The organism is Salegentibacter lacus (assembly GCF_020164555.1).
In the GTDB taxonomy this organism is placed as follows: Bacteria; Bacteroidota; Bacteroidia; order Flavobacteriales; family Flavobacteriaceae; genus Salegentibacter; species Salegentibacter lacus.
This window is the reverse complement of sequence record NZ_JAIQZB010000016.1, coordinates 38434-63416: the sequence shown is the minus strand read 5'-3', so window position 1 is coordinate 63416 and position 24983 is coordinate 38434. Positions and strand designations below refer to the sequence as shown.

20 protein-coding genes are annotated in these 24983 nt (G+C 37.3%); 14 read left to right on the top strand and 6 right to left on the bottom strand.

Annotated features, from left to right (window positions below; translation table 11 throughout):
* Positions 1-26: 26 nt before the first annotated feature.
* The 3 genes from pfkA to LB465_RS13390 all read left to right on the top strand — a co-directional run bounded on the left by pfkA (position 27) and on the right by LB465_RS13390 (position 2294).
* A complete protein-coding gene (pfkA, locus tag LB465_RS13400) occupies positions 27-1013 on the top strand; it encodes a 6-phosphofructokinase (RefSeq protein WP_224470375.1) in 987 nt (328 codons plus the stop codon).
* Positions 1014-1016: 3 nt separating this feature from the next.
* Positions 1017-1382 carry a methylglyoxal synthase gene (locus LB465_RS13395; protein ID WP_079712545.1) on the top strand — a complete coding sequence of 122 codons (366 nt, stop codon included), beginning with the start codon at positions 1017-1019 and terminating at the stop codon, positions 1380-1382.
* 84 nt (positions 1383-1466) lie between these two features.
* Positions 1467-2294, top strand: a complete 828-nt coding sequence (locus tag LB465_RS13390) for a hypothetical protein (RefSeq protein ID WP_224470374.1) — start codon at positions 1467-1469, stop codon at positions 2292-2294.
* Here the strand turns inward: LB465_RS13390 and LB465_RS13385 are convergent.
* Both LB465_RS13385 and LB465_RS13380 read right to left on the bottom strand, forming a co-directional pair.
* On the bottom strand, positions 2291-2674 hold the full coding sequence (locus tag LB465_RS13385) for a RidA family protein (RefSeq protein ID WP_224470415.1): 384 nt from the start codon (positions 2672-2674) through the stop codon (positions 2291-2293). The two genes, LB465_RS13390 and LB465_RS13385, sit on opposite strands and share 4 nt — an antisense overlap.
* A 19-nt stretch (positions 2675-2693) precedes the next feature.
* Positions 2694-5423, bottom strand: a complete 2730-nt coding sequence (locus LB465_RS13380; RefSeq protein WP_224470373.1) for a putative LPS assembly protein LptD — start codon at positions 5421-5423, stop codon at positions 2694-2696.
* A 136-nt stretch (positions 5424-5559) separates the two neighbouring features.
* Here LB465_RS13380 and LB465_RS13375 point away from each other — a divergent pair, with 136 nt between their 5' ends.
* The 7 genes from LB465_RS13375 to bshA all read left to right on the top strand — a co-directional run bounded on the left by LB465_RS13375 (position 5560) and on the right by bshA (position 14723).
* Entirely contained in the window at positions 5560-6669 is a 1110-nt protein-coding gene (locus tag LB465_RS13375; RefSeq protein ID WP_224470372.1) for an N-acetylmuramoyl-L-alanine amidase family protein, read from the top strand.
* 53 nt (positions 6670-6722) lie between these two features.
* Positions 6723-7679 carry an MlaD family protein gene (locus tag LB465_RS13370; protein ID WP_224470371.1) on the top strand — a complete coding sequence of 319 codons (957 nt, stop codon included), beginning with the start codon at positions 6723-6725 and terminating at the stop codon, positions 7677-7679.
* A 6-nt stretch (positions 7680-7685) separates the two neighbouring features.
* Positions 7686-9026 carry a (Fe-S)-binding protein gene (locus tag LB465_RS13365; RefSeq protein WP_224470370.1) on the top strand — a complete coding sequence of 447 codons (1341 nt, stop codon included), beginning with the start codon at positions 7686-7688 and terminating at the stop codon, positions 9024-9026.
* A 79-nt stretch (positions 9027-9105) separates the two neighbouring features.
* Entirely contained in the window at positions 9106-9897 is a 792-nt protein-coding gene (locus LB465_RS13360) for a (Fe-S)-binding protein (RefSeq protein WP_224470369.1), read from the top strand.
* 175 nt (positions 9898-10072) lie between these two features.
* Positions 10073-10558, top strand: coding sequence for an ABC transporter ATPase (locus tag LB465_RS13355; RefSeq protein WP_224470368.1), 486 nt, complete (start codon positions 10073-10075; stop codon positions 10556-10558).
* An 83-nt stretch (positions 10559-10641) separates the two neighbouring features.
* Positions 10642-13485 carry a glycoside hydrolase family 3 N-terminal domain-containing protein gene (locus tag LB465_RS13350; RefSeq protein ID WP_317198441.1) on the top strand — a complete coding sequence of 948 codons (2844 nt, stop codon included), beginning with the start codon at positions 10642-10644 and terminating at the stop codon, positions 13483-13485.
* A 104-nt stretch (positions 13486-13589) separates the two neighbouring features.
* Positions 13590-14723, top strand: coding sequence for an N-acetyl-alpha-D-glucosaminyl L-malate synthase BshA (bshA, locus tag LB465_RS13345; RefSeq protein ID WP_224470366.1), 1134 nt, complete (start codon positions 13590-13592; stop codon positions 14721-14723).
* 51 nt (positions 14724-14774) lie between these two features.
* On the opposite strand, the gene LB465_RS13340 is transcribed toward bshA, so the two are convergent.
* Positions 14775-15275 (bottom strand): hypothetical protein, encoded by a 501-nt coding sequence (locus LB465_RS13340; protein ID WP_224470365.1) that lies wholly within the window; start codon positions 15273-15275, stop codon positions 14775-14777.
* Positions 15276-15414: 139 nt separating this feature from the next.
* On the opposite strand from LB465_RS13340, the gene LB465_RS13335 reads away from it, so the two are divergent.
* Complete coding sequence (locus LB465_RS13335; protein ID WP_224470364.1) at positions 15415-18333, top strand: FAD-binding and (Fe-S)-binding domain-containing protein; 2919 nt, start codon at positions 15415-15417, stop codon at positions 18331-18333.
* Between the two features lie 408 nt (positions 18334-18741).
* Positions 18742-18960: a hypothetical protein gene (locus LB465_RS13330; protein ID WP_224470363.1), complete on the top strand. Its 219-nt coding sequence runs from the start codon at positions 18742-18744 to the stop codon at positions 18958-18960.
* A gap of 2 nt (positions 18961-18962) precedes the next feature.
* On the opposite strand, the gene LB465_RS13325 is transcribed toward LB465_RS13330, so the two are convergent.
* Positions 18963-19757, bottom strand: a complete 795-nt coding sequence (locus tag LB465_RS13325) for a UDP-2,3-diacylglucosamine diphosphatase (RefSeq protein ID WP_224470362.1) — start codon at positions 19755-19757, stop codon at positions 18963-18965.
* Positions 19758-19932: 175 nt separating this feature from the next.
* Here LB465_RS13325 and aroC point away from each other — a divergent pair, with 175 nt between their 5' ends.
* Positions 19933-20997: a chorismate synthase gene (aroC, locus tag LB465_RS13320; RefSeq protein ID WP_224470361.1), complete on the top strand. Its 1065-nt coding sequence runs from the start codon at positions 19933-19935 to the stop codon at positions 20995-20997.
* A 28-nt stretch (positions 20998-21025) separates the two neighbouring features.
* Complete coding sequence (locus LB465_RS13315) at positions 21026-22372, top strand: dicarboxylate/amino acid:cation symporter (protein ID WP_224470360.1); 1347 nt, start codon at positions 21026-21028, stop codon at positions 22370-22372.
* Here LB465_RS13315 and LB465_RS13310 read toward each other — a convergent pair.
* A complete protein-coding gene (locus tag LB465_RS13310; protein ID WP_224470359.1) occupies positions 22369-22782 on the bottom strand; it encodes a thiol-disulfide oxidoreductase DCC family protein in 414 nt (137 codons plus the stop codon). The genes LB465_RS13315 and LB465_RS13310 overlap by 4 nt on opposite strands.
* A gap of 2 nt (positions 22783-22784) precedes the next feature.
* Positions 22785-24971 carry an endonuclease MutS2 gene (locus tag LB465_RS13305; protein ID WP_224470358.1) on the bottom strand — a complete coding sequence of 729 codons (2187 nt, stop codon included), beginning with the start codon at positions 24969-24971 and terminating at the stop codon, positions 22785-22787.
* Positions 24972-24983 lie beyond the last annotated feature (12 nt).

Sequence of the window (24983 nt, the reverse complement as noted above, 5' to 3'; positions counted from 1 at the left end):
GTAATTTTAGGCAAGAAATTGAAAATATGACAAAAAGAATAAAAAAAATTGGAGTAATGACTTCTGGAGGAGATTCCCCCGGAATGAATGCTGCAATTAGAGCCATAGCAAGAGCCAGTGCCTATTACCGTGTTGAATGTCTTGGATTTATGAGGGGTTTTCAGGGGATGATAGAAAATGATTATATAGAACTTAATGCCCGTAGCGTAAGAAATATCATTAATTTGGGCGGAACTATCCTGAAATCGGCCAGGTCTAAAGAATTTCTCACTAAGGAAGGTCGTGAAAAAGCTGCTGCAAATCTAAAAAAGGCAAATGTTGACGTGATGATCCTTATTGGTGGTGACGGCACGTTTAGAGGCGGAAAAATATTTAGTGAAGAACATAATATTCCTGTTATTGGTGTACCCGGGACTATAGATAACGATATTTTTGGAACACACTATACCATTGGTTACGATACCGCTTTAAATACGGTTATTGATGCAGTAGATAAAATTCGGGATACAGCCAGTTCCCACAATAGATTGTTTTTTGTGGAAGTAATGGGAAGGGATGCCGGTTTTATTGCTCTAAACAGTGGAATTGGCGCTGGTGCAGAAGAGATTTTAATTCCTGAAGAAGACCTTGGTTTAGATCGTTTACTAAATTCTTTGGAGCGTAGCCGCCGTTCAGGGAAAACCTCAAGTATAGTAATTGTTTCTGAAGGTGATAAAATAGGTAAAAACGTTTTTGAATTAGCAGCTTACGTTAAGGAAAATTTACCCTATTACGATGCTAAAGTTACTGTTTTAGGCCATATTCAGCGGGGAGGAAGTCCCACTTGTTTTGATCGTGTTCTGGCGAGTAGATTATGTGTAAAAGCGGTAGAACTCGCCCTGGATGGTCAACAAGATATTATGGTTGGAATGATGAATAATGAAGTCCAACCTATTGAACTCGAAAAAGCATTAAAAGCAAAACCAACTATTAATAAAGAATTGCTTCGCATTTCTGATATATTATCTGTCTAACTTATGAAAACAGTTGCAATTATTGCCCACAACGGTAAAAAGGCCGAAATGGTTCAGTTTTTAAACAACCATAAGGAAGCCCTTCAGGCTAAAAATATTACACTAATTGCCACGGGTACCACCGGAGCTAAAACAGAATCCGCCGGTTTTGAAGTTGAAAAATTACTTTCGGGACCCTTAGGTGGAGATGCACAAATAGCTTCCCGTATTGCTGAAGGTAAAGTAGATATGGTAATTTTCTTTAGAGATCCTTTAGATAAGCACCCTCACGAACCCGATATTTTTATGTTGATGCGTTTATGTGATGTACATGATATTCCGCTGGCTACAAACCCGGCAAGCGCCAGGTTATTGATGCAGGCTTTCTAAATCTAACTTAAGCTGTTTTTCTTGAATTGGTCACCCCGCTTTCTTCTATTATTCATAGTTGTTTTATTGATCTCAACTTCCTCGTTGCGTTCACAAAACAATAATACTGAAGCGACTATTTTCAATATAGGAATAGGATCTGTTTTTAGTGGAATTGGCGCAGTGATCAATAAAAAACCGCAGGAAAAACTAGGGAAAGTGCTGTTTAAAGGAATGGCACAGGGCGCTCTTGGTGGTTATTTGGTCTATGAGAGTAAGCTTCTTGCCGGGAGAATTTCTAAACAGAAAAATCTCACTTATGGCTGGCCGGCAAAATTTATGAACTCTGCAGGAACTTCAATTATAGAAAATGCTGCTTCAAACCGAAATTTCTGGGAACAATGGAATTTAAATATTGGTTTTAACCGAATAGAGTTTCATACCAGGGATCGTTTTCAGGTTAAATACAGAATTCAACCGGTGTCTTTTCTTTTAACTGCCTACACCGCCGTTCAAAACAAATTTGAACCAAAATTAAGTTTAAGACTTGGAGAATTCGTTTTTTCCGGAAACAATACGTTTGGATATGAGGATGGTAATGACTACTATCTGGGACGAGCAATAAGCACCGCCATATTACTTAATCCTGACACCGGCGGATTCAACTATAACACGGTTTCGCACGAATTAATTCACGTTTTTCAATATCACGATTTTAATGTGCTAAACGCCTATTTAAATAACCCTCTGGAGAAATTTAAGGAAGGCTCAGGCTTTTTCCAGAAAATGGATAAAATCTTTCATTATGATTTTAATATCTTCATTTTTGCCGGTTTATATAAAATGGAACATTTTGGCCAAGACCAACAATCTTTTGAAGGTTATTATTCCAATTATTTTGAACGGGAAGCCTATCTCTTCAGCAATTATTAGTCTTTTACCGCAATTGCGCTAATCTCTACATTTACAAATTTAGGAAGATTCGCAACTTCTACAGTTTCCCTGGCTGGCGCGGTCTCTGCATTAAAATAAGATCCGTACACTTCATTTATTTTAGCGAAATTATTCATATCGCTAATAAAAATTGACGTCTTTATTACATTTTCGAAATTCATTCCTGCTTCGGCAAGAATCGCTTTTAGATTTTGCATTACTCTCGTGGTTTCGGCTTGAAGTTCGCCGGTTTCCAGCTCGTTAGTTTCAGGATTCAGCGCTATTTGTCCTGAAATATAAAGCATATTTCCGGTTAAAACAGCCTGATTATAAGGCCCAATGGGAGCCGGGGCTTTATCGGTTTTAATTATTTTTTTCATCATTTTAAACTTTTAAATTTTATAATCTACGATCCGGTTCATTACGTTTGTCGTACTTGATATCGCTTAAGATAGCCGATTTTATCCCGATAAAGAAATACCAAGACCTACGTTCGCTAAAAGGCACCCAGTTAAAACTTAGTCGCCAGGTATTTAAATCACGCTGAAATCTTAATTGGGTATAAGTAAATCCTAATTCTTTTAAATCGTAACCCGAAGAGGCTCCAACAGCCCATTTTGGAGAAAGTTCTATATCTCCGGAAAACATAATAGAGTGGGAGGTAATCTCGTTTTGTCGAGCAGTATTATTATAAGTCATGGTATAAGATACTCGCAAATCCCATGGGATTTTGTAATTGTACCAGTTATCGTTTCTTTCTTCGCGATCTTCATCAGCAAAAGGATCTTCTTCTTCATCATAAAATTTCCCTTCCAAGTCAGATCCTTTACCAAAAAGGTCGTCTCGTCTTCCGCCACCGCGATAGGTATCATTGTCTACTTCATCTTCACTTTCATCTTCGCCCTCATCATCAAAATCTTTACTGGAAAAAGAATAACCAAAACTTACGTTTGCGTTGGTAAACCTAAATAAGCTACCTCCATTATTGATGTTCAGTTTATCTGTTCGTCTATTATTATTATCTAAAGCATATATATCCATATTTCCGGCCACGTTAATATCCAGTTTATCGCGTACTATGGGAATACTACCTCTTAGGGCGATAGGAGAAAGCTTAGGCTGCCCATCTTCTCCCGCCAAATTATAAGCAGTACTCATGCTAAAGTTATTTAATAGGGTGATTTTTTCAGGTTCGGTTGCCGTACTGTCTTTAGAACGTACTTTAGCTTCCAGGGTATTGCTTAAACTAAGCCCAAGAGAACTTGAAAACCTGTTTCCGGGAGCACCATATAATGTCCCATCAAATCTGGAATAATCTACCATATTGGTTTCAATAGGATTTGCCGGATCAATACGCTCATAGGTATCGTAAAACTGATCGAATGCAGGATTAACATTATAACTTATGGACGGGCGCATTACGTGCCTGATGGCCTGAATTTTTTTATCCTTTCCAAAGTTCTTTAATCCATATAAGGTAGTTCCTACACTCGCTCCAAAATTATACGTTCGGTAAGAATCAAATCCGCTAACGGTATCAATTACCACTTCGTTATTAAATTCGTCGTAAGATTGATCAAAAGTCTTAAAAACCCAATTCTCCTCATAATTGGCGTTAGCGCTAACACTTAAGTAATTGAATAATTTAAAGTTGGTAGATACCGGTATAGAATGTTGCGCCCCGTAATTTGCTTCTTGAAACATCTCAGGTTTAAAAAACAAGGAATCTGTTGTTCTAATTTGATTTTCTGCCCTTATGTTATACTGAAAGTTTATATTTTCAATTATACCTTTTTTCGCTCCGGTACCTGGAGCAAAAGGATAAATACGTGTCATACTTGCCTGTAGCGTAGGCAAACTCATATTTATAGTTTGCGTCCTTGTATTTTGTTGATGCCGTGCTGCAAGGCTTAAATTAATCTGAGGTTCACCGGGAAAGGTTTTACTATACGAAACCGAAGAACTTAAAGTATTTGTTAAGAAGTTACCTGTATTCATTTGATTTACAGAATTCTGATAATAAGTACTACTTCCTAAGTTTACCGAGGCACTAAACCTGGAATTAGGATTTGCCTTGGCATCCTGGTTATGTGACCACTGAATATTGTAAACCGATTGTTCTGCAAAATCAGGGAAACCGCGTTCACTCTGAAAAAGGTTTTCATAACGTATTCTTACATTTCCGCGATAGCGATAACGTTTAGCATAGTTGCTTTCCAATCTTACCGCATAACTTCCGTTGGTATAATAATCTCCTAAGGTTAGCAAATCTACATAATCACTAATCGCGAAATAATAGCCTCCATTTTGAAGAAAATAACCACGCTGGCTATCCCCAAAACTGGGAATAATAAAACCTGATGTTTCTTCCTCGGTTAAGGGAAAATATCCGAACGGAAGACCTAAAGGAGTAGGAACATCGGCGAGATACATATTTACAAAGCCCGCTACAATCTTTTTGTCTGGAACAAATTTTATCCTCCGGGCATAGAAGTAGTAATCTGGGTTATCTAAATCTTCATCGGTGGTAAAACGAACATTCTGCATAAAATATACCGAATCATTTTCCCGCTTGGTTACTTCACCTCTTACATTAAAATTTGCTTGTTGTGTTCTGGAGTTGTAAACCAGCGCTCTTTCGGTATCAAAATTAAACCGAATAGAATCTGGCTCCACAGTTTGATTTGCCTGTACAAAAACCGGTTTTTGAGAATATGCACCTGTAGAATCTGGGATTCCGTAGGCATAAACTTCATTTTTTTCATTGTCCATTATAATCAGGCCGGCATTAATCTGCATATCTCCGTAGATAATTTGCGCTTCATTATAAAGGTACATGCGATTTTCTTTCTGGCTAATTCGCATATAATCCTTAGCCTGGTATTGAACCACATCTGTGATTAATTGATTTCCCTGTTGTGGGGTTTGCAAAGAATCTCCAATAATACTATCGGTTAGCCTTATGGTCTCGGCGAGTGGTAAGGAGTCGCCAACAGTAACCAGTGAATCGCGTTCCCGGGCGTCAATATCTATTTCCTGCTTCTTTCCTATTTCCTGAGCGTTTAGACAAACGAAAGGAAGCAGTATAAAAATACAGCGAAAAAGTATATTAGGTATGTTTGTTTGCAATGCTCTAAGTGCTATTTTTGTAAAGAATGGCTTGCTTTTTGCAAATTCAAAATTACATATATTTTTTCAGCTTAGATTTGAGATTTCCTGAAAAAAGTAATTAAAATAATTAGCCTAAACTTAGCGTTACCTTTTTATGAGAACGAACCTACTTAAACTTTTCGTATTTTTCTTCATTTTTCTTGTAAGCTTGCAAGGCATATTTGCGCTTAACGATAAACCGCGAGATCGATTTGTAGTGGTGTTAGATGCCGGCCATGGAGGAAAAGATCCTGGAAATATGGGGAATGGTTTTAAAGAAAAGGAAATCGCACTTAGTATTATTTTGAAAATTGGTGAAGCTCTAGAGAAAAAAGGCGGGATAGAAGTGATTTACACCCGGGATTCTGATGTTTTTATTCCTTTAGATAAAAGAGCGCAAATTGCCAATGAAGCAAACGCAGATCTATTTGTTTCGGTACACTGCAACTCTCACAACTCTCAGGCTTATGGCACAGAGACCTTTGTTTTAGGACTTCATAAAACCGAAGAAAACTTTGAAGTAGCGAAAAAAGAGAACTCGGTGATTTTTTTAGAGGAAGATTACGAGGTGACCTATGGCGGTTTTAATCCCAATTCTCCTGAATCTTATATTGGAATGGCTTTAATGCAGGAAGAATACCTAAACCAAAGTATTCTTTTAGCCGATTTTGTACAGAAAAACTTCACCAATGAATTAAAAAGAAAAAATCGTGGTGTAAAACAAGCAGGGTTTCTGGTACTAAAAAATGCAGTCATGCCCAGCGTACTAATTGAAACCGGTTTTTTAACTAATAACCACGAAGGGCCATATTTAAACAGTACCGGCGGGCAAAATAAAATGGCTGCAGCTATTGTAGAGGCAATAGGAAAATATGCTAACACCATTAACCTATCTAATCTAGAAAGTATTGAGACAACTTCTTCTTCCAACAATAATGTGAATCAGAGCGAGATTTACGAAGGCATTACTTTTAAAATTCAACTGGCGGCGGGTTCTAAGCGCTTAGAGACTAAAGCATATAATTTTAAAGGCTTAGAAGATGTAGAACGCGCAAGGGAAGATGAGTTGTATAAATATTATTACGGTGCTACTTCAGATTATATTAAAATAAATAAGCTTCACAATAAGGCAAAACAAAATGGATATCCTTCAAGTTATATTGTCGCTTTTAAGGATGGCAGCAAGATTACAGTTAATGACGCGTTAAAATCTAAGGTTAATTAACGCCTCTTTTCTATTTTATTTCTAAATTTGTCCTTATCCTAAAAAAATAGCTTTTGAAATTTACACGTGAAGTAAAAACTGCAGTACTAGCAATAATTGCTATTCTCTTATTAATTTTTGGTTATAGTTTCTTAAAAGGTAAAAACCTGTTGGATTCCAGCAGAACTTTTCACGCAGTTTATAACGATGTAGAAGGGCTTTCACCTTCCTCTGCCGTTACGATAAACGGTCTTAAGGTTGGCCAGGTAACCAAAATTGGCTTCCTAGATGCTAAAGGCACTCTTATAGTGAGCTTTACGGTAGAAAATGATTTTGAATTTTCCGAAAACAGTGTTGCTCAAATTTATGGTGGGAATATTATTGGCGGAAAATCTTTGGCTATTCTCCCGAAGTATGAAATGGGGGATATGGCAAAAACCGGAGACACTCTAAAAAGTGATACCGAAGAAGGTATCATGGAATTGGTTAATGATAGGTTGACACCACTTCAGGAGAAAGTTGAAAATACAATTGTAAGTGCAGATTCATTGGTTACAGCGGTTAATAAAATTCTAAACGACAGCACCCGGTATAATATTCGAAATACCTTTAAAGACCTTAATGCTACTGTGGCTTCATTTAAAGTTACCGCAAATACTTTAGAGGGAATTGTAGGAAGGAATTCAGGTAAATTAGATAGAACATTTACCAATCTGGATGAAATGACTACCAATTTTAATTCTTTTTCAGATACTTTAACACAAATGGATATTGGGAAGATCACCAAGGACCTTGAAAAAGTAGTGGCCGATTTTGAAAGTATTTCAGATAAATTAAACAATAAAGAAGGTACCGCAGGGAAGTTAATTAATGATGATGCCGTTTATAATAACCTGGACAACGCTACCAAACAGTTGGAACAATTACTACAAGACGTAAAACTGAATCCTAAACGATACGTACATTTCTCTGTCTTCGGAAAAAATCCGAAACCTTATCAGGAACCAAAGGAAAAGGATTCAATTAAATAACCAACTATGCAAATTATTTCCCAGGTCTTATTCTTAGTTGCCTTAACGGTAGGAATCGGTTTTTTTGTTCGCAACATTCGCAGGTTATTACGAAATATAAAATTAGGAAAAGAGATAGACCGCAACGATAATAAGGGAGAACGCTTTGCGAAAATGGCCAGGATTGCATTTGGCCAAAGTAAAATGGTTAAAAAACCGGTTTCAGGATTTCTGCACGTTATTGTTTATGTAGGTTTTGTAATTATAAATATTGAAGTTCTTGAAATTATAATAGATGGTTTATTCGGTACTCACCGTGTGCTATCATTTATGGGCGGCTTCTACGATGTTCTTATCGCTTCTTTTGAAGTATTGGCATTGTTGGTTCTAATTGGAGTGATTGTATTCTGGATAAGAAGAAATATCTTAAACATTTATCGTTTTTTAAGTCGGGAATTAAAAGGCTGGCCTAAAAATGATGCGAATTATATTCTTTATTTTGAAATGGTACTAATGGTACTTTTCCTGGTAATGAATGCTACAGACTATCAGCTTCAGCTAAATGGAGCCCCTCATTATGCGAGTGAAGCAGGAATAACAGGAAGTTTTCCTATTAGCCAGTTTTTACTGCCTGTTTTTGACGGAATGAGTAATGCAACACTCATCATTATTGAAAGAGCAGCCTGGTGGTTACATATTTTAGGAATCCTTTTCTTCCTAAATTATCTGTACTACTCTAAGCATTTACATATTCTACTGGCTTTTCCAAATGTTTATTTTTCAAAACTTCAGCCGCAAGGAGAAATGAACAACCTTCAATCGGTAACCGATGAAGTTAAATTGATGATGGATCCCGATGCCGATCCTTTTGCTGCCCCGGCAGAAGAAGAGGAAGGTGCCGAACCCGATAAATTTGGAGCTTCAGATGTTTTTGATCTTAACCAGGTTCAGTTATTAAATTCTTATACCTGTACCGAATGCGGACGATGCACTGCAGAATGTCCTGCAAATCAAACTGGCAAAAAACTTTCTCCCAGAAAAATTATGATGGATACCCGTGATAGGCTGGAAGAAGTAGGGGAGATCATCAATACTAAAGGAAAATACGAAGATAACGGCAAGCAATTGCTCGACGATTTTATTTTAAGAGAGGAACTTTGGGCCTGCACCACTTGTAATGCTTGTGTAGAAGCCTGCCCGGTTGGGATAGATCCGCTTTCTATTATTTTAGATATGCGTCGCTATTTAGTTATGGAAGAAAGCGCTGCTCCAAATGAGCTGGCTATTGCAATGACAAATATTGAAAACAATGGAGCACCCTGGCCTTACAACCAACAAGATCGATTAAATTGGGCTAAGGAAAATTAGTTTCTCCAATAGCAAAAAAAATATTTTTGAATACAAGACTACCTGAAAGTCTTCAGAATAAAATTAAAAGAAATTAGATATGGCAGAAGCATTAAAAGTACCTACCATGGCCGAGTATATGGCAGAAGGTAAAAAACCCGAAGTCTTATTTTGGGTTGGTTGCGCCGGTAGTTTTGATGACAGGGCAAAGAAAATCACCAAGGCATTCGTGAAACTATTACATGAAGCTGGAGTTGATTTTGCTGTTTTAGGAACTGAAGAAAGCTGTACGGGAGATCCGGCAAAACGCTCCGGGAACGAGTTTCTTTTCCAAATGCAGGCTGCGACAAATATCGAAGTTCTTAATGGTTATGAAATAGAAAAAGTGGTTACCGCTTGTCCACACTGTTTCAATACTATAAAAAACGAATATCCTGCCTTAGGTGGAAATTACGAAGTAATGCACCATACACAATTTTTAAAAGCCCTTTTAAATGAAGGAAAATTAAAGGTTGAAGGCGGAAAATTTAAAGGAAAGCGCATCACTTTTCACGATCCATGTTATTTAGGCCGTGCTAACGGAGAATATGAAGCTCCGCGTGACTTACTTAGAAAACTGGAAGTAGAGCTCGTAGAAATGCGAAAATGTAAATCTAACGGACTCTGTTGTGGTGCCGGTGGTGGGCAAATGTTTAAAGAGCCCGAGCCGGGAAATAAAGACGTAAATATTGAGCGTACTGAGCAGGCTATGGAAGTAAAACCTGAAGTTATTGCTGCTGGTTGCCCTTTTTGTAATACAATGATGACAGATGGGGTGAAAGGGAAAAACAAAGAAGACAGTGTGGAAGTAATGGACGTGGCAGAACTAATCGCAAACGCCCACGATCTATAGTAAATCATTCAAAATTAAATAAAATTATTGTTTAAAAAAGCTTGAGATTCTTACTCAGGCTTTTTGACTTTTTAAATTTTATTTTTTAATTAAATACCAAACGTTAAAAGGCAAAACTATACTTGAGACATTAACCAAATCAATTAGTTTTGTAAAAATATAATTTTAGCAATATATGTTAGTACCATTCGAAAGTCTACCCGATTCTTCAAGGGTTTGGATATACCAGGCAAACCGTTCTTTTACTTCAGATGAATTGAAAGAAATACAATCTCGTTTAGACCAGTTCGTTACACAATGGACTGCTCATGGAGCCGATTTACAAGCCGGTTACCTCATTAAATATAAAAGGTTTATTATTCTGGCATTAGATCAGGAAATGAATGCAGCTACCGGTTGTTCTATAGATGCTTCTGTGCATTTTATTCAGCAATTGGAGAAAGAATTTAATGTAGACCTTCTAGATAAAATGAATGTATCTTACAAACAGGGAGAATTCATAGCCTATAAAACGCTTTCAGATTTTAGAAAAATGGCTAAAGAAAAGGCTGTATCATCTAAAACTATTGTATTTAATAATCTTGTAAATAATAAAGCTGAATTTCTTTCAGACTGGGAGGTTCCTGCTTCTGAAAGTTGGCATAAGCGTTTTGTTAGTTAATGAAATTCACTTCCGCTCCGAAAATCTTTATCTTAACGTGTTTTCTTTTTGTTTGCTCCAATCTTTCTGCCCAAAATAATCCTTTGCTGGCAGAAGATCCCTTAGCACAAAAGGAATGGGTAGATAGTTCCTATAATGCAATGAGCCTTAAAGAAAAAGTAGGGCAGTTGCTAATGATTAGCGTTTCTTCAGAAAGTGGAGATGCTTATATTGAAAAAGCGAGAAAACAAATTACTGAAGAAAATATTGGGGGAGTAATTTTTTCTAAAGGCGGTCCTCTTAGACAGGCAAGATTAACCAATGAGTTTCAGGAACTTTCAAAAACTCCACTTCTTATAGGAATGGATGCTGAATGGGGTTTGGCTATGCGCCTGGATTCCACCTTTGCACTTCCCTGGAATATGACGATGGGTGCTATTCAGGATAACAATTTAATTGAAGAAGCCGGCGCTGCAATTTCCAGACATGCCGAAAGATTGGGTGTACATATTAATTTCGCACCCGTCGTAGATATTAATACAAATCCAAATAATCCTATTATTGGAAATAGAAGTTTTGGAGAGAATAAAATTAATGTAGCTAAAAAATCGCTTGCCTTTATGCAAGGTATGCACCGGGTTGGTACTTTATCCAGCGCAAAACATTTTCCAGGCCACGGCGATACCGATGCCGATTCGCATAAAACCTTACCAACTATTCCGTTTTCAAGAGAAAGGCTGGATAGTTTAGAATTATATCCTTATTATCCCTTGATAGCCCACGGACTTAACAGCGTCATGGTGGCCCATCTAAGTGTTCCTGCAATTCAGGAAAATAGAAATACGCCATCTTCACTCTCAAAAGCGGTAATAACCGATCTTTTAAAGGAAAAAATGAATTTTGAAGGGCTCATTTTCACCGATGCGCTTAATATGAAGGGCCTTACAAATAACGCTGAAGCCGGTGATGCCGAGTTAAGAGCATTTTTAGCAGGAAATGATATGCTTTTAATGCCCGAAAAAGTTGAAGTTGCTTCTGAAGTTTTAATTAATGCTTATAAAAATAATATTATCAGTCCCGGGAGATTGGCACATTCTGTAAAAAAAATACTTCAGGCAAAATATAAGGCGGGTTTGCATCAGCAACAAAGAGTACAGGAAAATTTTCTTTCCGAAGAACTTAACTCTGTTCGCGATCAGGCTTTATTAGAAGAGCTCTTTGAAAATGCCCTTACCTTAATTAAAAACAATAAAGCTGTTTTACCGGTTAAAGATATTGCCGATACCAGGATTGCTTATGTAAATTTTGGAGATGCCGATGGTAGTACTTTTTTAAATGAATTAAAAAAATACACCAACATAGATTGGGTTTCTGCTACACGATTAAACGATTTACAAAAGAAATTAGAAGCATACGATCTCGTTATTCTAGGTTACCATAAATCAAATAGCAGCCCCTGGGCTTCTTATAAATTTTCGTCGGGAGAATTACACTGGATCAATCAAATTTCAAAAGAAAATAAAACGATTTTAAGTCTTTTTTCGAGTCCGTACGCATTAAGGGAACTCCGCGGACTCAACGAACTGGACGGGATTTTGGTTAATTATCAAAATCATACAGTAGCACAGGAAAAAGCTGCTCAATTAATCTTTGGTGCTATTGAAGCTAGAGGAAAACTTCCGGTAAGCATAGGAAATAATTTTCCCGAGGGCACCGGCTATCAAACGAAGAACTTAGATAGATTAGCTTACGGATTGCCTGAAAGTGTTGGTTTAAACTCGAGTAAACTAAACAGAATTGACAGCATAATTACTGAAGCTATTGAAAAAGAAATGACTCCCGGCGCTCAAATTTTAATAGCGCGAAAAGGAAAAATAGTTTATAATAAAAACTTTGGTCATCATACTTACGATAAGCAAATCCCGGTTTCAGACACTTCAGTTTACGATTTGGCCTCGCTAACCAAAATCCTGGCGACATTACCGCTTATTATGGAGCAGGAAGAAGAAGGCATTGTAAGCTTTGATTCTAAGTTAGAAGAAATGATGCCTGTTTTTCAGAATTCGAATAAAGCAAATATTAGATTACAGGATATGCTTATGCATTACGCCCGGTTAAAATCCTGGATCCCTTTTCATATAAATACTATAGACAGAAAAACCCGACTACCTTCTGAAGATTATTTTCATAAAACGCCTTCAGCCGAATTTAATACCAGGGTTGCAAACGAGATGTATCTTAGAAATGATATGCAGGATACGATTATCAATATCATTAAGGAAAGCGACTTAGAGCGGCGTTTAGATTATAAGTACAGTGATCTTCCGTTTTACATCTTAAAATATTATTTGGAAGGATATTATGACCAAACTTTGCATAATCTTACCCAGGAGAAAATCTATAAGCCATTAGGAGCTACGCATACCGGGTATTTACCCACTTCAAGATTCCCTTTAGAACAAATTGTTCCTACAGAATTCGATAAACTATGGCGTAGACAATTAATTCACGGGGTGGTTCACGATCAGGGTGCAGCGCTACAAGGCGGCATTGGTGGTCACGCTGGTCTTTTTAGTAACGCTAACGATGTTGCAAAAATAATGCAGGTTTACCTTAATAATGGAGTATACGGCGGTAAGAGATATCTTAAAGAAGAAACCATCTCAAAATTCAATACCTGTTATTATTGCGAAAAAAATGTAAGACGTGGTGTTGGTTTCGACAAACCCCAGCTGGGAAGTTCAGGGCCAACCTGTAATTGCCTGTCGATGCAAAGTTTTGGACACAGTGGTTTTACGGGCACCTTTACCTGGGCAGACCCCGAAGAAGAAATTGTTTATGTATTTTTGTCTAATCGTACTTTCCCCGATTCTACCAACAGGAAGTTAATTAGGGAAGATGTAAGATCCAGAATACAGGAAGTTATTTATGAATCTATAGATTTTTAGATAGTTAAAAAAGTCTTGGAAAATTTCGAGAGATTTTATTTTAAAAATAACAAAAATCGGCGCTTGCGTTGGTATATTCTCACTTAGTGAGTAAATCAATTTTAATGAAAATAGCAATTGTTTGTTATCCTACCTTTGGTGGTAGTGGAGTGGTAGCCACAGAGCTAGGCTTAGCCCTTGCTAAGCGCGGTCATGAAATACATTTTGTAACCTACAGTCATCCTGTTCGTTTAGATCAGCTTTCTAGTAATGTACGTTTTCACGAGGTGCATGTACCGGAATATCCACTTTTTCATTATCAGCCTTATGAGCTTGCATTAAGCAGTAAACTGGTTAATGTTGTAAAGCAATTTGATATTGATCTTTTACACGTTCATTATGCGATTCCGCATGCTTATGCCGGTTATATGGCAAAAAAAATGCTAGCTGAAGAAGGTATTAGTCTTCCAATGGTAACTACACTTCACGGCACCGATATTACTTTAGTAGGAAATCACCCTTTTTACAAACCTGCGGTAACTTTCAGTATCAATAATAGCGACGTGGTGACTTCGGTTTCTAAAAGTTTAAAGGAAGACACCTTAAAATTCTTTAAAATAAGAAATGAAATTGAAGTGGTGCCCAACTTTATCGATTGCAGTAAATACGATAATAAGGCTTTTACCGATTGCCAGCGGGAAATGATGGCTGATAATAAAGAGAGAATTATCACGCATATTAGTAATTTCAGAAAAGTGAAGCGTATAGACGATGTTATTAAAATCTTTTATGAAATTCAGAAGAAAATCGATGCCAAATTAATGATGGTAGGCGAAGGTCCTGAAAAAGAAATGGCAGAAGATCTAGCCGATGAACTTAACATTGCAGATAAAGTAATGTTTTTAGGCCAGAGTCACGAAATAGATAAAATTCTATGTTTTTCTGATTTATTTTTATTGCCTTCAGAAAAAGAAAGTTTTGGTCTTTCAGCCCTGGAGGCTATGGTAAATGGGGTAGCTATAATCTCTACAAACACCGGCGGACTTCCCGAAGTTAACCAGGAGGGAATTTCTGGATATTTAAGTAATGTTGGGGATGTACAGGGAATGGCTAATAATGCCTTAAAAATCCTTGAGAATGATGAAACCCTGGAGAAATTCAAAAACGGCGCAAGAAAAGTTGCTGAAAAATTTGATATAAAAAATGTAATGCCACTTTACGAAGATATTTACCAAAGGGCCTTACAAACTACTGTATAAAAAAAGAGGCTTTTTACAGCCTCTTTTTTATCTATTCAAATTCTATTTTATCTAGAATTGGTATCTTATTCCTAATGCGATATCCGGTGAAAATTCATTCAATACATTATTATCGCTAAAGAATCCAAATTCTGGTCTAAAGTCTAACGAAATCAATAAAGGAATATCAAAGTTATATTCTATTCCTATATCTCCGGCAAGGAATAAATAAGTTCCATCATCTTCATCACGAAACTCCGAGTTAGCATCAACTCCTAAAAGTCCTGCACCAGCACCGGCGTACCAGTTAAAACCACCTTCAATATTCCAAACCCATTGGTAAATTCCGGTTAGCTTAAATGCATCATAATCGCTGTTATCACGCCATCCAAGGTCTAATTCCAAACGATTATTGTTGGTTCCAACAGCTCTTTGGTATGAGATTTCAGCCCCTACATCATTTCCGCCACCAAATCTAAGTCCTAAAGCGTTATCTGATATAGTTTGGGCCTCAGCCTGATTATAAAACGTAGCGCCGATTACAAAAACGGCAAGTAAAATTAATTTCTTCATAGTTAGCATTTTTAGATTTGTTGGCAAATTTAAATGTTAAAACCTCACCTATAACTTATGCCAAGCCAATCTATTGTTAATATTCTTTAAAAATCTGTTAAGCGCTTAAAGTAAATTTTTCTATTTTTAACCCATTATTATGAAAGAGAAACTTAACCAATTATCCCAGCAAATTGACGGTCAGTTATATGACGATAAATTATGGCGATCCATCTTTGCTACCGATGCTTCTGTCTATCGTGAAATGCCTTTAGCAGTCTGCTATCCAAAAAGTGAAAACGATTTAAAGAAGCTTATAAAATTTGCAAAAGCACATAAAACTTCATTAATCCCAAGAACGGCCGGAACTTCTCTGGCAGGGCAGTGTGTGGGCGATGGGATAGTAGTAGATGTTTCTAAACATTTTACAAAAATCTTAAAAATAGATACAGAAGCTAAGACGGTAACTTTACAACCGGGAGTAATTCGCGATGATCTAAACCGGGTTTTAAATGAATACGGACTTTTCTTCGGGCCAAATACTTCAACTTCCAACCGCTGTATGATTGGCGGAATGGTCGGAAATAACTCCAGCGGGACTACCTCAATTAAATACGGTACCACCCGGGAGAAGCTGGTTTCTTTAAAAACGATTCTTAGCGATGGTAGCGAAGCTGAATTTAAGGATATTACAGCGGAAGAATTTCAGAAAAAATTAAAACTCGAAAATCTGGAAGGCGAGATCTACAGGAATATCCATAAACACTTATCTTCTGAAGAAAACAGACAGGAACTGATTGAAAAATATCCCCCTAAAAGTTTACACCGAAGAAGTACCGGTTACGCGATAGATGAATTACTTTATGCTGAAGTTTTCTCTGATGGTTCTACCGAGCCTTTAAATTTATGCAAACTTCTTTGTGGAAGTGAAGGAACACTTGCTTTCACAACTGAAATCACGCTGAAACTCGACGATCTGCAACCACCGGAAGCAGCAATGATCGCAGCTCATTTTGATAGTATAGAAAGCTGTATGCAAGCCGTGGTACCGGTGATGAAGCATTCGCTGTTCACCTGCGAGATGATGGATAAAACCATCCTCGATTGCACCAAACAAAACCTGAAATACAAAGAAAACCGTTTCTTTATTGAGGACGACCCTAAAGCGATTTTAATGCTGGAAATTAGGGCAAACACCGCTGAAGAAGTTCAGAAGCAAAGTCAGCGTGTACTGGAAACTTTAAAATCATCCAACTTAAGTTATGCTTTTCCGGTTTTAATGGGCGAACAAATAGAACTGGCTATGGAGTTGCGTAAGGCGGGTCTTGGCTTGTTGGGAAATATTGTGGGGGATAAAAAAGCGGTTGCCTGTATTGAAGATACGGCGGTAGCGATCCCATATTTAGCAGATTATATTGCTGAATTTGCTGAAATTATGAAAACCTACGGCCAGGATGCGGTGTATTACGCCCACGCTGGCGCTGGGGAAATCCATTTACGACCTATATTGAATTTAAAGAAATCTGAAGATGTAAAACTCTTTAGAAGCATTACCACTGATGTTGCCAAACTGGTAAAGAAATACAACGGTTCTTTAAGCGGTGAGCACGGCGACGGTAGGGTAAGGGCAGAGTTTATTGAAGTGATGATCGGCCCTAAAAATTATCAGATCCTTAGAGATATTAAATTCACTTTTGATCCTGATAATATCTTTAATCCCGGAAAAATCACAGATACTGCACCAATGGATACTTCGCTTCGGTATGAAGTAGATAGAAAAGAGCTGGAAATTTCAACTTTAATGGATTTCTCGGAATCTGAGGGTATATTAAAACTCGCTGAAAAATGTAACGGCAGCGGGGATTGTAGAAAATCTGCTGAAGCGGGCGGTACCATGTGCCCAAGCTATCGCGCTACTAAAGATGAAAAAGATACCACTCGTGCGCGGGCAAATACACTTCGCGAGTTTTTAACAAATTCAGATAAAAGCAACCAATTTAATCACGAAGAAATTAAGGAGGCTTTCGATCTTTGTATTAGTTGTAAAGGATGTAAAAGCGAATGCCCTTCCAGCGTTGATGTGGCAGCGTTAAAAGCTGAATTTCAGTATCAATATCAAAAAGCAAACGGAAAGAGTTTACGTAGCAAAGCCTTTGCCAATAATGGAAAAATGAACAGCCTGGCTTCAAAAACTCCCGGAATTGCTAATTTTTTCTTTAAAAATTCCTTGACTTCCAGCATTGCTAAAAAGATGATGGGCGTTGCACCGGAAAGGAGTTTGCCTATTTTGGCAAAGCGAACGCTTGCTAATTACTATAAGAAAAACAAACAGCGTTTTCAGCTTGCAAATCCTATAAAAACCGTTTATTTTTTCAATGACGAATTCACGAACTTCCTAGATTCAGAAATAGGAATTGATGCGTTGGAATTATTGCATCAACTCAACTATCGAATAGAATTCATAAAACACGAAGAAAGCGGCCGTAGCCATATTTCTAAAGGTTTTTTGGAAGAAGCAAAGGACTTTGCCAATAAGAATATCAGCATATTTAAAGATATTATTTCTGAAGAAACTCCCTTAATCGGCCTGGAACCTTCGGCGATTTTGACTTTTCGGGATGAATATCTACGATTGGCAAATAATAAAACAGATGCTGAAAACCTGGCGAAAAATTCATTTATCGTTGAAGAATTTCTGAAAAAAGAAATCGCTCTCGGGAATATAAATTCAGAACAATTTATTTCAGAAGAAAAAACAATTAAAATTCACGGACATTGTCATCAGAAAGCACTCTCAAATACAGCGATAACTTTTGATGTACTTAATCTTCCGAAGAACTTTAAAGTAAGTATTATTCCATCGGGTTGTTGTGGGATGGCGGGCTCTTTTGGTTACGAAAAAGAACATTATGAAGTGAGCATGAATATTGGGGAGCAAACTTTATTCCCGGCTGTTCGAAAAGCTTCTGAAGAAACAATCATTTCTGCAAATGGGACTAGTTGTCGTCACCAGATTTTTGATGGCACAAAACGTAATGCTAAGCATCCGGTGAGCATTCTAAGAGAAGCTTTAGTTTAAATTAAATGCTTGCTCTGGTTCGATTGTATTTATTTCGGTATTGAACCGGGGAAATTCCGGTTATTTTCTTGAATATATTTCGAAATACTTTTTCGTCAGAATAGCTACTTCAAACATTACTTCGCCCACATTTTCACGGGAAGTTTCCAGGCTTCGTTTGGCAGCTTCTATTTTTATACTCTATGTGTTCCAGTTTGATGCGTTTTAAAGAGATGCCGCCGGGGAAAGAAGTTGCAGATAAAATTTCGAAGGAATGTGAAAATCAAAAATAAAACTGGACGTGCGAAAAAGACTTTTCTTATTACTATAATTTAACCTAAGAAAAAGTAACTTATCATTAAGATTGCTACTAATTATAAAGTTTAAAATAAGTTTGATTTGAAACCATTCACCAAAAAATGAAAAAAGATGGTTAGAGTATTTAAAACCAATATTACCGATTACAAGTTGGCAAATGAATTTATTGATTCTATTCACTTAAATTTTAGTGACTATATAGCTAATTTTGATCTGGAAGATTGCGATAATATCCTTAGAATCGAATCTTTTAATAATGATGTTTGTCAGGAGTGTATTATTAGTTTAATCGCTGAAAAAGGTTTTTTTGCAGAAGAACTGCCCGACTAATATTATTTAACAACGGTTATCGCTGCGAGAAAGGTTTTTTCAGATTGTTTTTTGAGCTGATGGTAATAAGCAAGGTTCCATTTTTTATTTTCATATTCCAGGGCACTTAGATTTTCTACCCAATCGCCAGAATTTAAATAAAGGCAGGTACCTTTTTTATTCGTTTTCCGTATTATTTTGGGTTGGTGAATATGACCACAGATTACATATTTATAGCCATTTTCGATGGCAAGATCTGAAACGGTCTTTTCAAAATTGGCGATAAACTTTCCTGCATTTTTTACGCTGGCCTTAATTTTTTTCGAAAGCGAATACTTCCTTTTGCCCATTTTTATCAAAACCCAGTTTAATAAGCGGTTAGTCAGAATCAATAAATCGTATCCCCAACCGCCAAGCTTAGCTATCCATTTTGCTTTATGTATTCCAACATCAAAAACATCGCCGTGAAAAAACCAGGCTTTTTTTCCATCCAGTTCTAGAACCAGTTTATCGGTAATTCTTAAATCGCCAATTTGTGTATCGCTGAATTTCCGCAGGAATTCGTCGTGGTTCCCGGTAATGTAAATCACTTCAGTACCTTTAGTACTAAGATCAATGATCTTTTTAATTACTTCAAGATGTGATTTTGGGAAATAACTTTTTCTAAACTGCCAGATATCGATAAAATCTCCATTTAGCACCAGTTTTTTAGGCTGAATACTTTCCAGGTAATCCATCAGTTCTGCAGCGTGAGCACCAAAGGTGCCAAGATGTACATCTGAAATTACGACTATTTCCGGCTTTCTCTTTCTGGACAATTGCTTGAGGTTCTATAGTACAAATAACAGGAATTTAAAGTCTAGAAACCTTTAATCTGGTTTATTGAATATTTATCAAATCATTAATAAGTTTGGGATTTGTTAACGTAATATTAAATGGACTTACATTTTCAAATATTGATTGAAAAAATTACATTTGTTCAAAATCACTAAAATGGCAGGAAATTCCTTCGGAAAACTTTTTAAACTCACCACTTTTGGAGAATCCCACGGGCAGGCCATTGGAGGAATTATAGACGGTTGCCCGGCCGGTATTCAACTTAATCTCGAAGAGATTCAAGACGAACTCAATCGCAGAAAACCCGGTCAGTCGGCCATTGTAACCCAAAGAAAAGAACCCGATACCGTTGAATTTTATTCTGGAATTTTTGAAGGAGAAACTACGGGAACTCCTATTGGATTTGTGATTAAAAATGCAAACCAGAAATCTAAAGATTACTCGCATATAAAAGACGCCTACCGTCCCAGCCACGCCGATTATACATACGATGAAAAATACGGCGTCCGCGATTACCGTGGTGGTGGAAGATCTTCTGCCCGTGAAACTGCCTGTAGAGTAGTGGCCGGAGCTGTAGCAAAACAATTTTTAAAAGATATTAAGTTTAATGCCTATACAGCTTCAGTGGGTAAAATTGAGCTGGATAAGAATATAAAAGAGCTTGATTTCAGTCTTATTGAAACCAATGCAGTTCGTTGTCCAGATCCTGCTTCCGCAGAAAAAATGGAAGATTACATTAAGCAAATTAGAAAAGAAGGGGATACCGTTGGTGGAACTGTGCAATGTGTGATTAGAAATATGCCTAAAGGCCTGGGAGAACCGGTTTTTGATAAACTTCACGCCGAATTGGGTAAAGCTATGCTTTCTATTAATGCGGTGAAAGGTTTTGAATATGGTAGCGGTTTTGAAGGCACTAAAATGAAAGGTAGCGAACATAACGACCTTTTTAATGAAGATGGTAGCACCAAAACAAATTTAAGCGGTGGAATACAGGGTGGAATTTCTAACGGAATGGATATTTATTTTAATGTAGCTTTTAAACCTGTGGCTACAATTATGCAAAAACAAGACACGATAAATAAACAGGGGGAAAATGTTGAAATGCAGGGTAAAGGAAGGCACGACCCCTGTGTGGTACCGCGCGCTGTGCCTATTGTTGAAGCAATGGCCGCATTAGTAATCGCCGATTATTTCCTTCAGAATAAAAGTTCAAAAATTTAATTGATTTAAATCCTGAAATTTACTTAGCATGAAAAAACTTGCACTGCACTGGCAGATTTTACTTGGAATGGCTGCCGGGGTGATTTTTGCCCTTATTCTTACCAATTTTAGCTGGGGAGCAGAGTTTATTGGCGATTGGATAAAACCTTTTGGTAATATTTTTATCAATGCCCTGAAGCTTATTGCAGTGCCACTTATTTTGGCGTCTTTGGTAAAGGGAATTTCAGATCTTAAAGATATTTCTAAGCTTTCAAAAATGGGAGCGCGCACCATCGGGATCTATATTTTCACCACCATTGTTGCGGTAACCATTGGTCTTGGAATGGTTAACCTAATTAAACCGGGAAACGCAATTACCGAAGAAACCCAGCAAGATCTTATTGCAAGTTATGAAGGTGATGCATCAGGGATTAAAGCCAATGCCGATAAACAAAGAGAATCAGGTCCATTACAGGCTTTAGAAGATATTGTACCTGAAAATATTTTTGCAGCAGCGGGTGATAATGCCAATATGCTTCAGGTAATTTTCTTCGCTATTTTCTTCGGAATTGGTTTGATTTTAATTCCCGAAAAAGCCGCTAAACCGGTTAAAGATTTCTTTGACGGATTTAACGAGGTAATCCTGAAAATGATCGATCTAATTATGCTTGCAGCGCCGTATGGTGTGTTTGCACTACTGGCAGCCCTGGTCGTAGAATCTCCCAGCACCGATCTTTTTGCAGCCCTTGCTATGTATGGGGTAACAGTTTTAATTGGTTTAGCCTTAATGATAGGATTTTATATTCTTTTGGTTTGGGTAGTAACTAAAAACAAGCCTTCTTTCTTTGTAAATGGAATAGCACCCGCGCAATTATTAGCATTTTCAACCAGTTCCAGTGCCGCTACTTTACCGGTTACTATGGAAAGAGTAGAGGAACATATGGGGGTAAGTCGTGAAGTTTCCAGTTTTGTACTGCCAATTGGAGCTACAATAAATATGGACGGAACAAGCCTCTATCAGGCTGTTGCAGCCGTTTTTATCGCGCAAGCCTTTGGAATGGATCTTAGTGTTGGAGCGCAATTAGGGATTATTGCTACGGCGACTTTAGCTTCAATAGGTTCAGCTGCTGTACCCGGAGCGGGGATGGTAATGCTTGTTATTGTATTAGCCCAGGCCGGTATTCCTGAAGCAGGCTTAGCGCTTATTTTTGCGGTAGACAGGCCTTTAGATATGTGCCGAACTATGGTAAATGTAACAGGTGACGCAGCAGTTTCATTAATGGTCGCTAAATCGGTTGATAAAATGGGTCCGCCAAATGTAAAGGAATGGGATGATCATTATGACCCGGATACTGATAATACTGAATCTGAATTAAAGAAAAAGGAAAAAGCTTAATCTAGAAACTTAGATTTTAATTTTGGAGTTGGGATCATACAGGATTCTTTTTTTCCATACCACTTATAGCGATTATTGGCAACGAAATTATATATTCCATCCCGCAATCCCTCTGGAATAAAGCTGAAATTTTTAAGTAACGAATATCCACCTGAAAGTTCACGAGAAATTTCCAGGGCAGCAGTAGATTTTCGGTAATAAGCAACACCGGGATCAATTAAAACAATAGAATCCAGCTCTTCAGGATCCATACCGCGTTCTTCTACCAGTTTCTTACCTATTTCACTTTGTAGTGATGCAAAACGAAAAACATCTTTTTTGTCGTGCTCTATTATAAAAGTCACAGCGTTATTGCATAGGTTACAAACGCCATCAAAAAGGACGATTTTTTTATCTTTTGGAAGTTCCATAGTTATTTCTTTTTCATTGCCTGCACCAGTTCCAGTTTCTCAACATCTACCTGCGTAGTGAACATTCCGTAGTTTATTATTGCTTTTCCTTTCTCGATTTTATCCAAAGTACCTACAGAGCGGCTATCTTCTAATCTTACTCTGTCTCCAATTTTTGGCGGAATTTTTGGTTTGTTTGCTTCCTGACGCTCTTTTTCGGTAATTTTTTCCTTTTCTTCTTTTTTCTTTTTCCGAATTACATCAACCTTCTTCTTAACTTCCTGCTGAACTTTTTTCTCTTTTTCTTTCTGAATTTTCACCTGCTTCGCCGATTCTTTTTTACGTTTGGAGTTTTCAATTTCCACAAATTTCAGGAATTCGGCAATGAGCTCTTTTTTCTTTTTATTCTGAAAATATTTCTCGCTCAGCTCATTCACCTTTTGTCCCATATATATGAGACGCTGGTTGCTATCATACAACTCCTGGTAGCTTTCCAGTTTCTGTTGAATCCTGGTGTTGGTTTCTTCCAGCTTATCTTTTTCTATAGCCGCTTTTTGCTCCTTGGTCTTAAGTGAATCGGTAGTTTTTTGAAGTTTTGAGCGTTCCTGCTGAAGTTTCGCAATACTTCGGTCAAACCTGATTTTTCCTTTTTCAACTTTCTTACGGGAACGGTTAATCAAGCTATAGGGAATCCCATTTTTCTGAGCGACTTCAAAAGTAAACGAACTTCCCGCTTCCCCAACCTGAAGTTTATAAATTGGCTCCAGGCTGTTGGAATCAAAAAGCATATTGGCGTTGCTCATATTCGGCATTTCGTTGGCCAGTTTCTTTAAATTCGCATAATGGGTAGTCAAAATCCCGAATGATTCTTTTTCATAAAAAACTTCCAGGAAAGTTTCAGCTAAAGCTCCACCAAGTTCGGGATCACTCCCGGTTCCAAATTCATCGATTAGGAAAAGAGTTTTATCATCACATTTCCGCAGGAAATAATTCATATTCTTGAGTCGGTAACTATACGTGCTCAAATGATTCTCTATTGACTGATTATCGCCAATATCGGTAAGGATTTTTTCGAATAAACACATTCTGCTATACTCGTGTACCGGAACTAAAATTCCGCTTTGCAGCATTAACTGCAGTAAGCCCACGGTTTTTAAGGTAATACTTTTTCCGCCGGCATTAGGCCCTGAAATCACGATAATTCTATTGTCTTTCGCGAGTTCAATACTTTGCGGATACGTTTTATCGCCCTTTTTCTTATTGCTTAAATAGAGTAGAGGATGATAAGCATCTTTTAATTGAAGTTCACGTTCCTTGGTTATCTTTGGCAATAAACCATTCGTCATTTCAGCATATTTAGCTTTTGCCGCAATAACATCTATCTCACAAAGCAACTCCTGATAATCTATTAAAAGTGGCTTAAATGGTCTTAATCTATTAGTAAGCTCTTTTAAAATCCGTTTGATTTCCTCTTTTTCTTCATATTCAAGGTTATTTAGCTCCCGGGTGTATTGATAAGTGGCTTCAGGCTGAATATAAACAATGCTTCCTGTTTTTGAATTTCCTAAAATTCCGCCTTTAACCTTACGGCGGTGCATTGCGGTAACCGCCAAAACTCTAACGTTTTCTACCACACTTTCCCTTATTTCATCTAAATATCCGTAAGAATGATAAGTGGTAAGCGCTTTAGCAAAACTGGAGTTAATTTGACCTTTTACCTGGTTAATTGATTGTCTAATTTGTTGTAAATGTGGTGTGGCATCATCTTTCAATTCGCCGAATTTGTTGATAACTGCACCAATACTGTCTACGATTTCTGTAGTGTATTCGACCTCTGAAGTAGTTTCGAACAAACTAGGATAATACTCCTCGAATTTTCTAAAAAATTTGATGTGAGTATTTACGGTTTCTGAAAGACTGGAAATCTTTCGGAAACTGCCAATTTCCAGGATAGAATCTTCAATTTCCAGGGTGCGCAATTCATTTTTAATAGAATCGAAGCCGTGATTGGGAATTCGGCTATCCCGGGTTTTAGAACTCACATACTCATTGGTTTGGTGAAGTCCGAAAAGTGTCTTTTTTCCCGTTTTATAAGGTTGAAGGTTTAAAGCTTTCTCTTTTCCCGGTCCCGTAATGCACAAATCTGATATTTGTTGGCAAACTACAGGGAACTCAAGGTCTATAAGGCTTTTTGATGCAATTTTAATCATAAATAAATTTCC

Bases quoted from the DNA above. Each gene is read 5' to 3' on its own strand.
- LB465_RS13375 (WP_224470372.1), top strand. From the start codon at position 5,560: ATGAGAACGAACCTACTTAAACTTTTCGTATTTTTCTTCATTTTTCTT.
- LB465_RS13330 (WP_224470363.1), top strand. From the start codon at position 18,742: ATGGTTAGAGTATTTAAAACCAATATTACCGATTACAAGTTGGCAAAT.
- LB465_RS13305 (WP_224470358.1), bottom strand. From the start codon at position 24,971: ATGATTAAAATTGCATCAAAAAGCCTTATAGACCTTGAGTTCCCTGTA.
- pfkA (WP_224470375.1), top strand. From the start codon at position 27: ATGACAAAAAGAATAAAAAAAATTGGAGTAATGACTTCTGGAGGAGAT.
- LB465_RS13340 (WP_224470365.1), bottom strand. From the start codon at position 15,275: ATGAAGAAATTAATTTTACTTGCCGTTTTTGTAATCGGCGCTACGTTT.
- LB465_RS13310 (WP_224470359.1), bottom strand. From the start codon at position 22,782: ATGGAACTTCCAAAAGATAAAAAAATCGTCCTTTTTGATGGCGTTTGT.
- LB465_RS13385 (WP_224470415.1), bottom strand. From the start codon at position 2,674: ATGAAAAAAATAATTAAAACCGATAAAGCCCCGGCTCCCATTGGGCCT.
- aroC (WP_224470361.1), top strand. From the start codon at position 19,933: ATGGCAGGAAATTCCTTCGGAAAACTTTTTAAACTCACCACTTTTGGA.
- LB465_RS13360 (WP_224470369.1), top strand. From the start codon at position 9,106: ATGGCAGAAGCATTAAAAGTACCTACCATGGCCGAGTATATGGCAGAA.
- LB465_RS13395 (WP_079712545.1), top strand. From the start codon at position 1,017: ATGAAAACAGTTGCAATTATTGCCCACAACGGTAAAAAGGCCGAAATG.
- LB465_RS13365 (WP_224470370.1), top strand. From the start codon at position 7,686: ATGCAAATTATTTCCCAGGTCTTATTCTTAGTTGCCTTAACGGTAGGA.
- LB465_RS13315 (WP_224470360.1), top strand. From the start codon at position 21,026: ATGAAAAAACTTGCACTGCACTGGCAGATTTTACTTGGAATGGCTGCC.
- LB465_RS13335 (WP_224470364.1), top strand. From the start codon at position 15,415: ATGAAAGAGAAACTTAACCAATTATCCCAGCAAATTGACGGTCAGTTA.
- bshA (WP_224470366.1), top strand. From the start codon at position 13,590: ATGAAAATAGCAATTGTTTGTTATCCTACCTTTGGTGGTAGTGGAGTG.
- LB465_RS13355 (WP_224470368.1), top strand. From the start codon at position 10,073: ATGTTAGTACCATTCGAAAGTCTACCCGATTCTTCAAGGGTTTGGATA.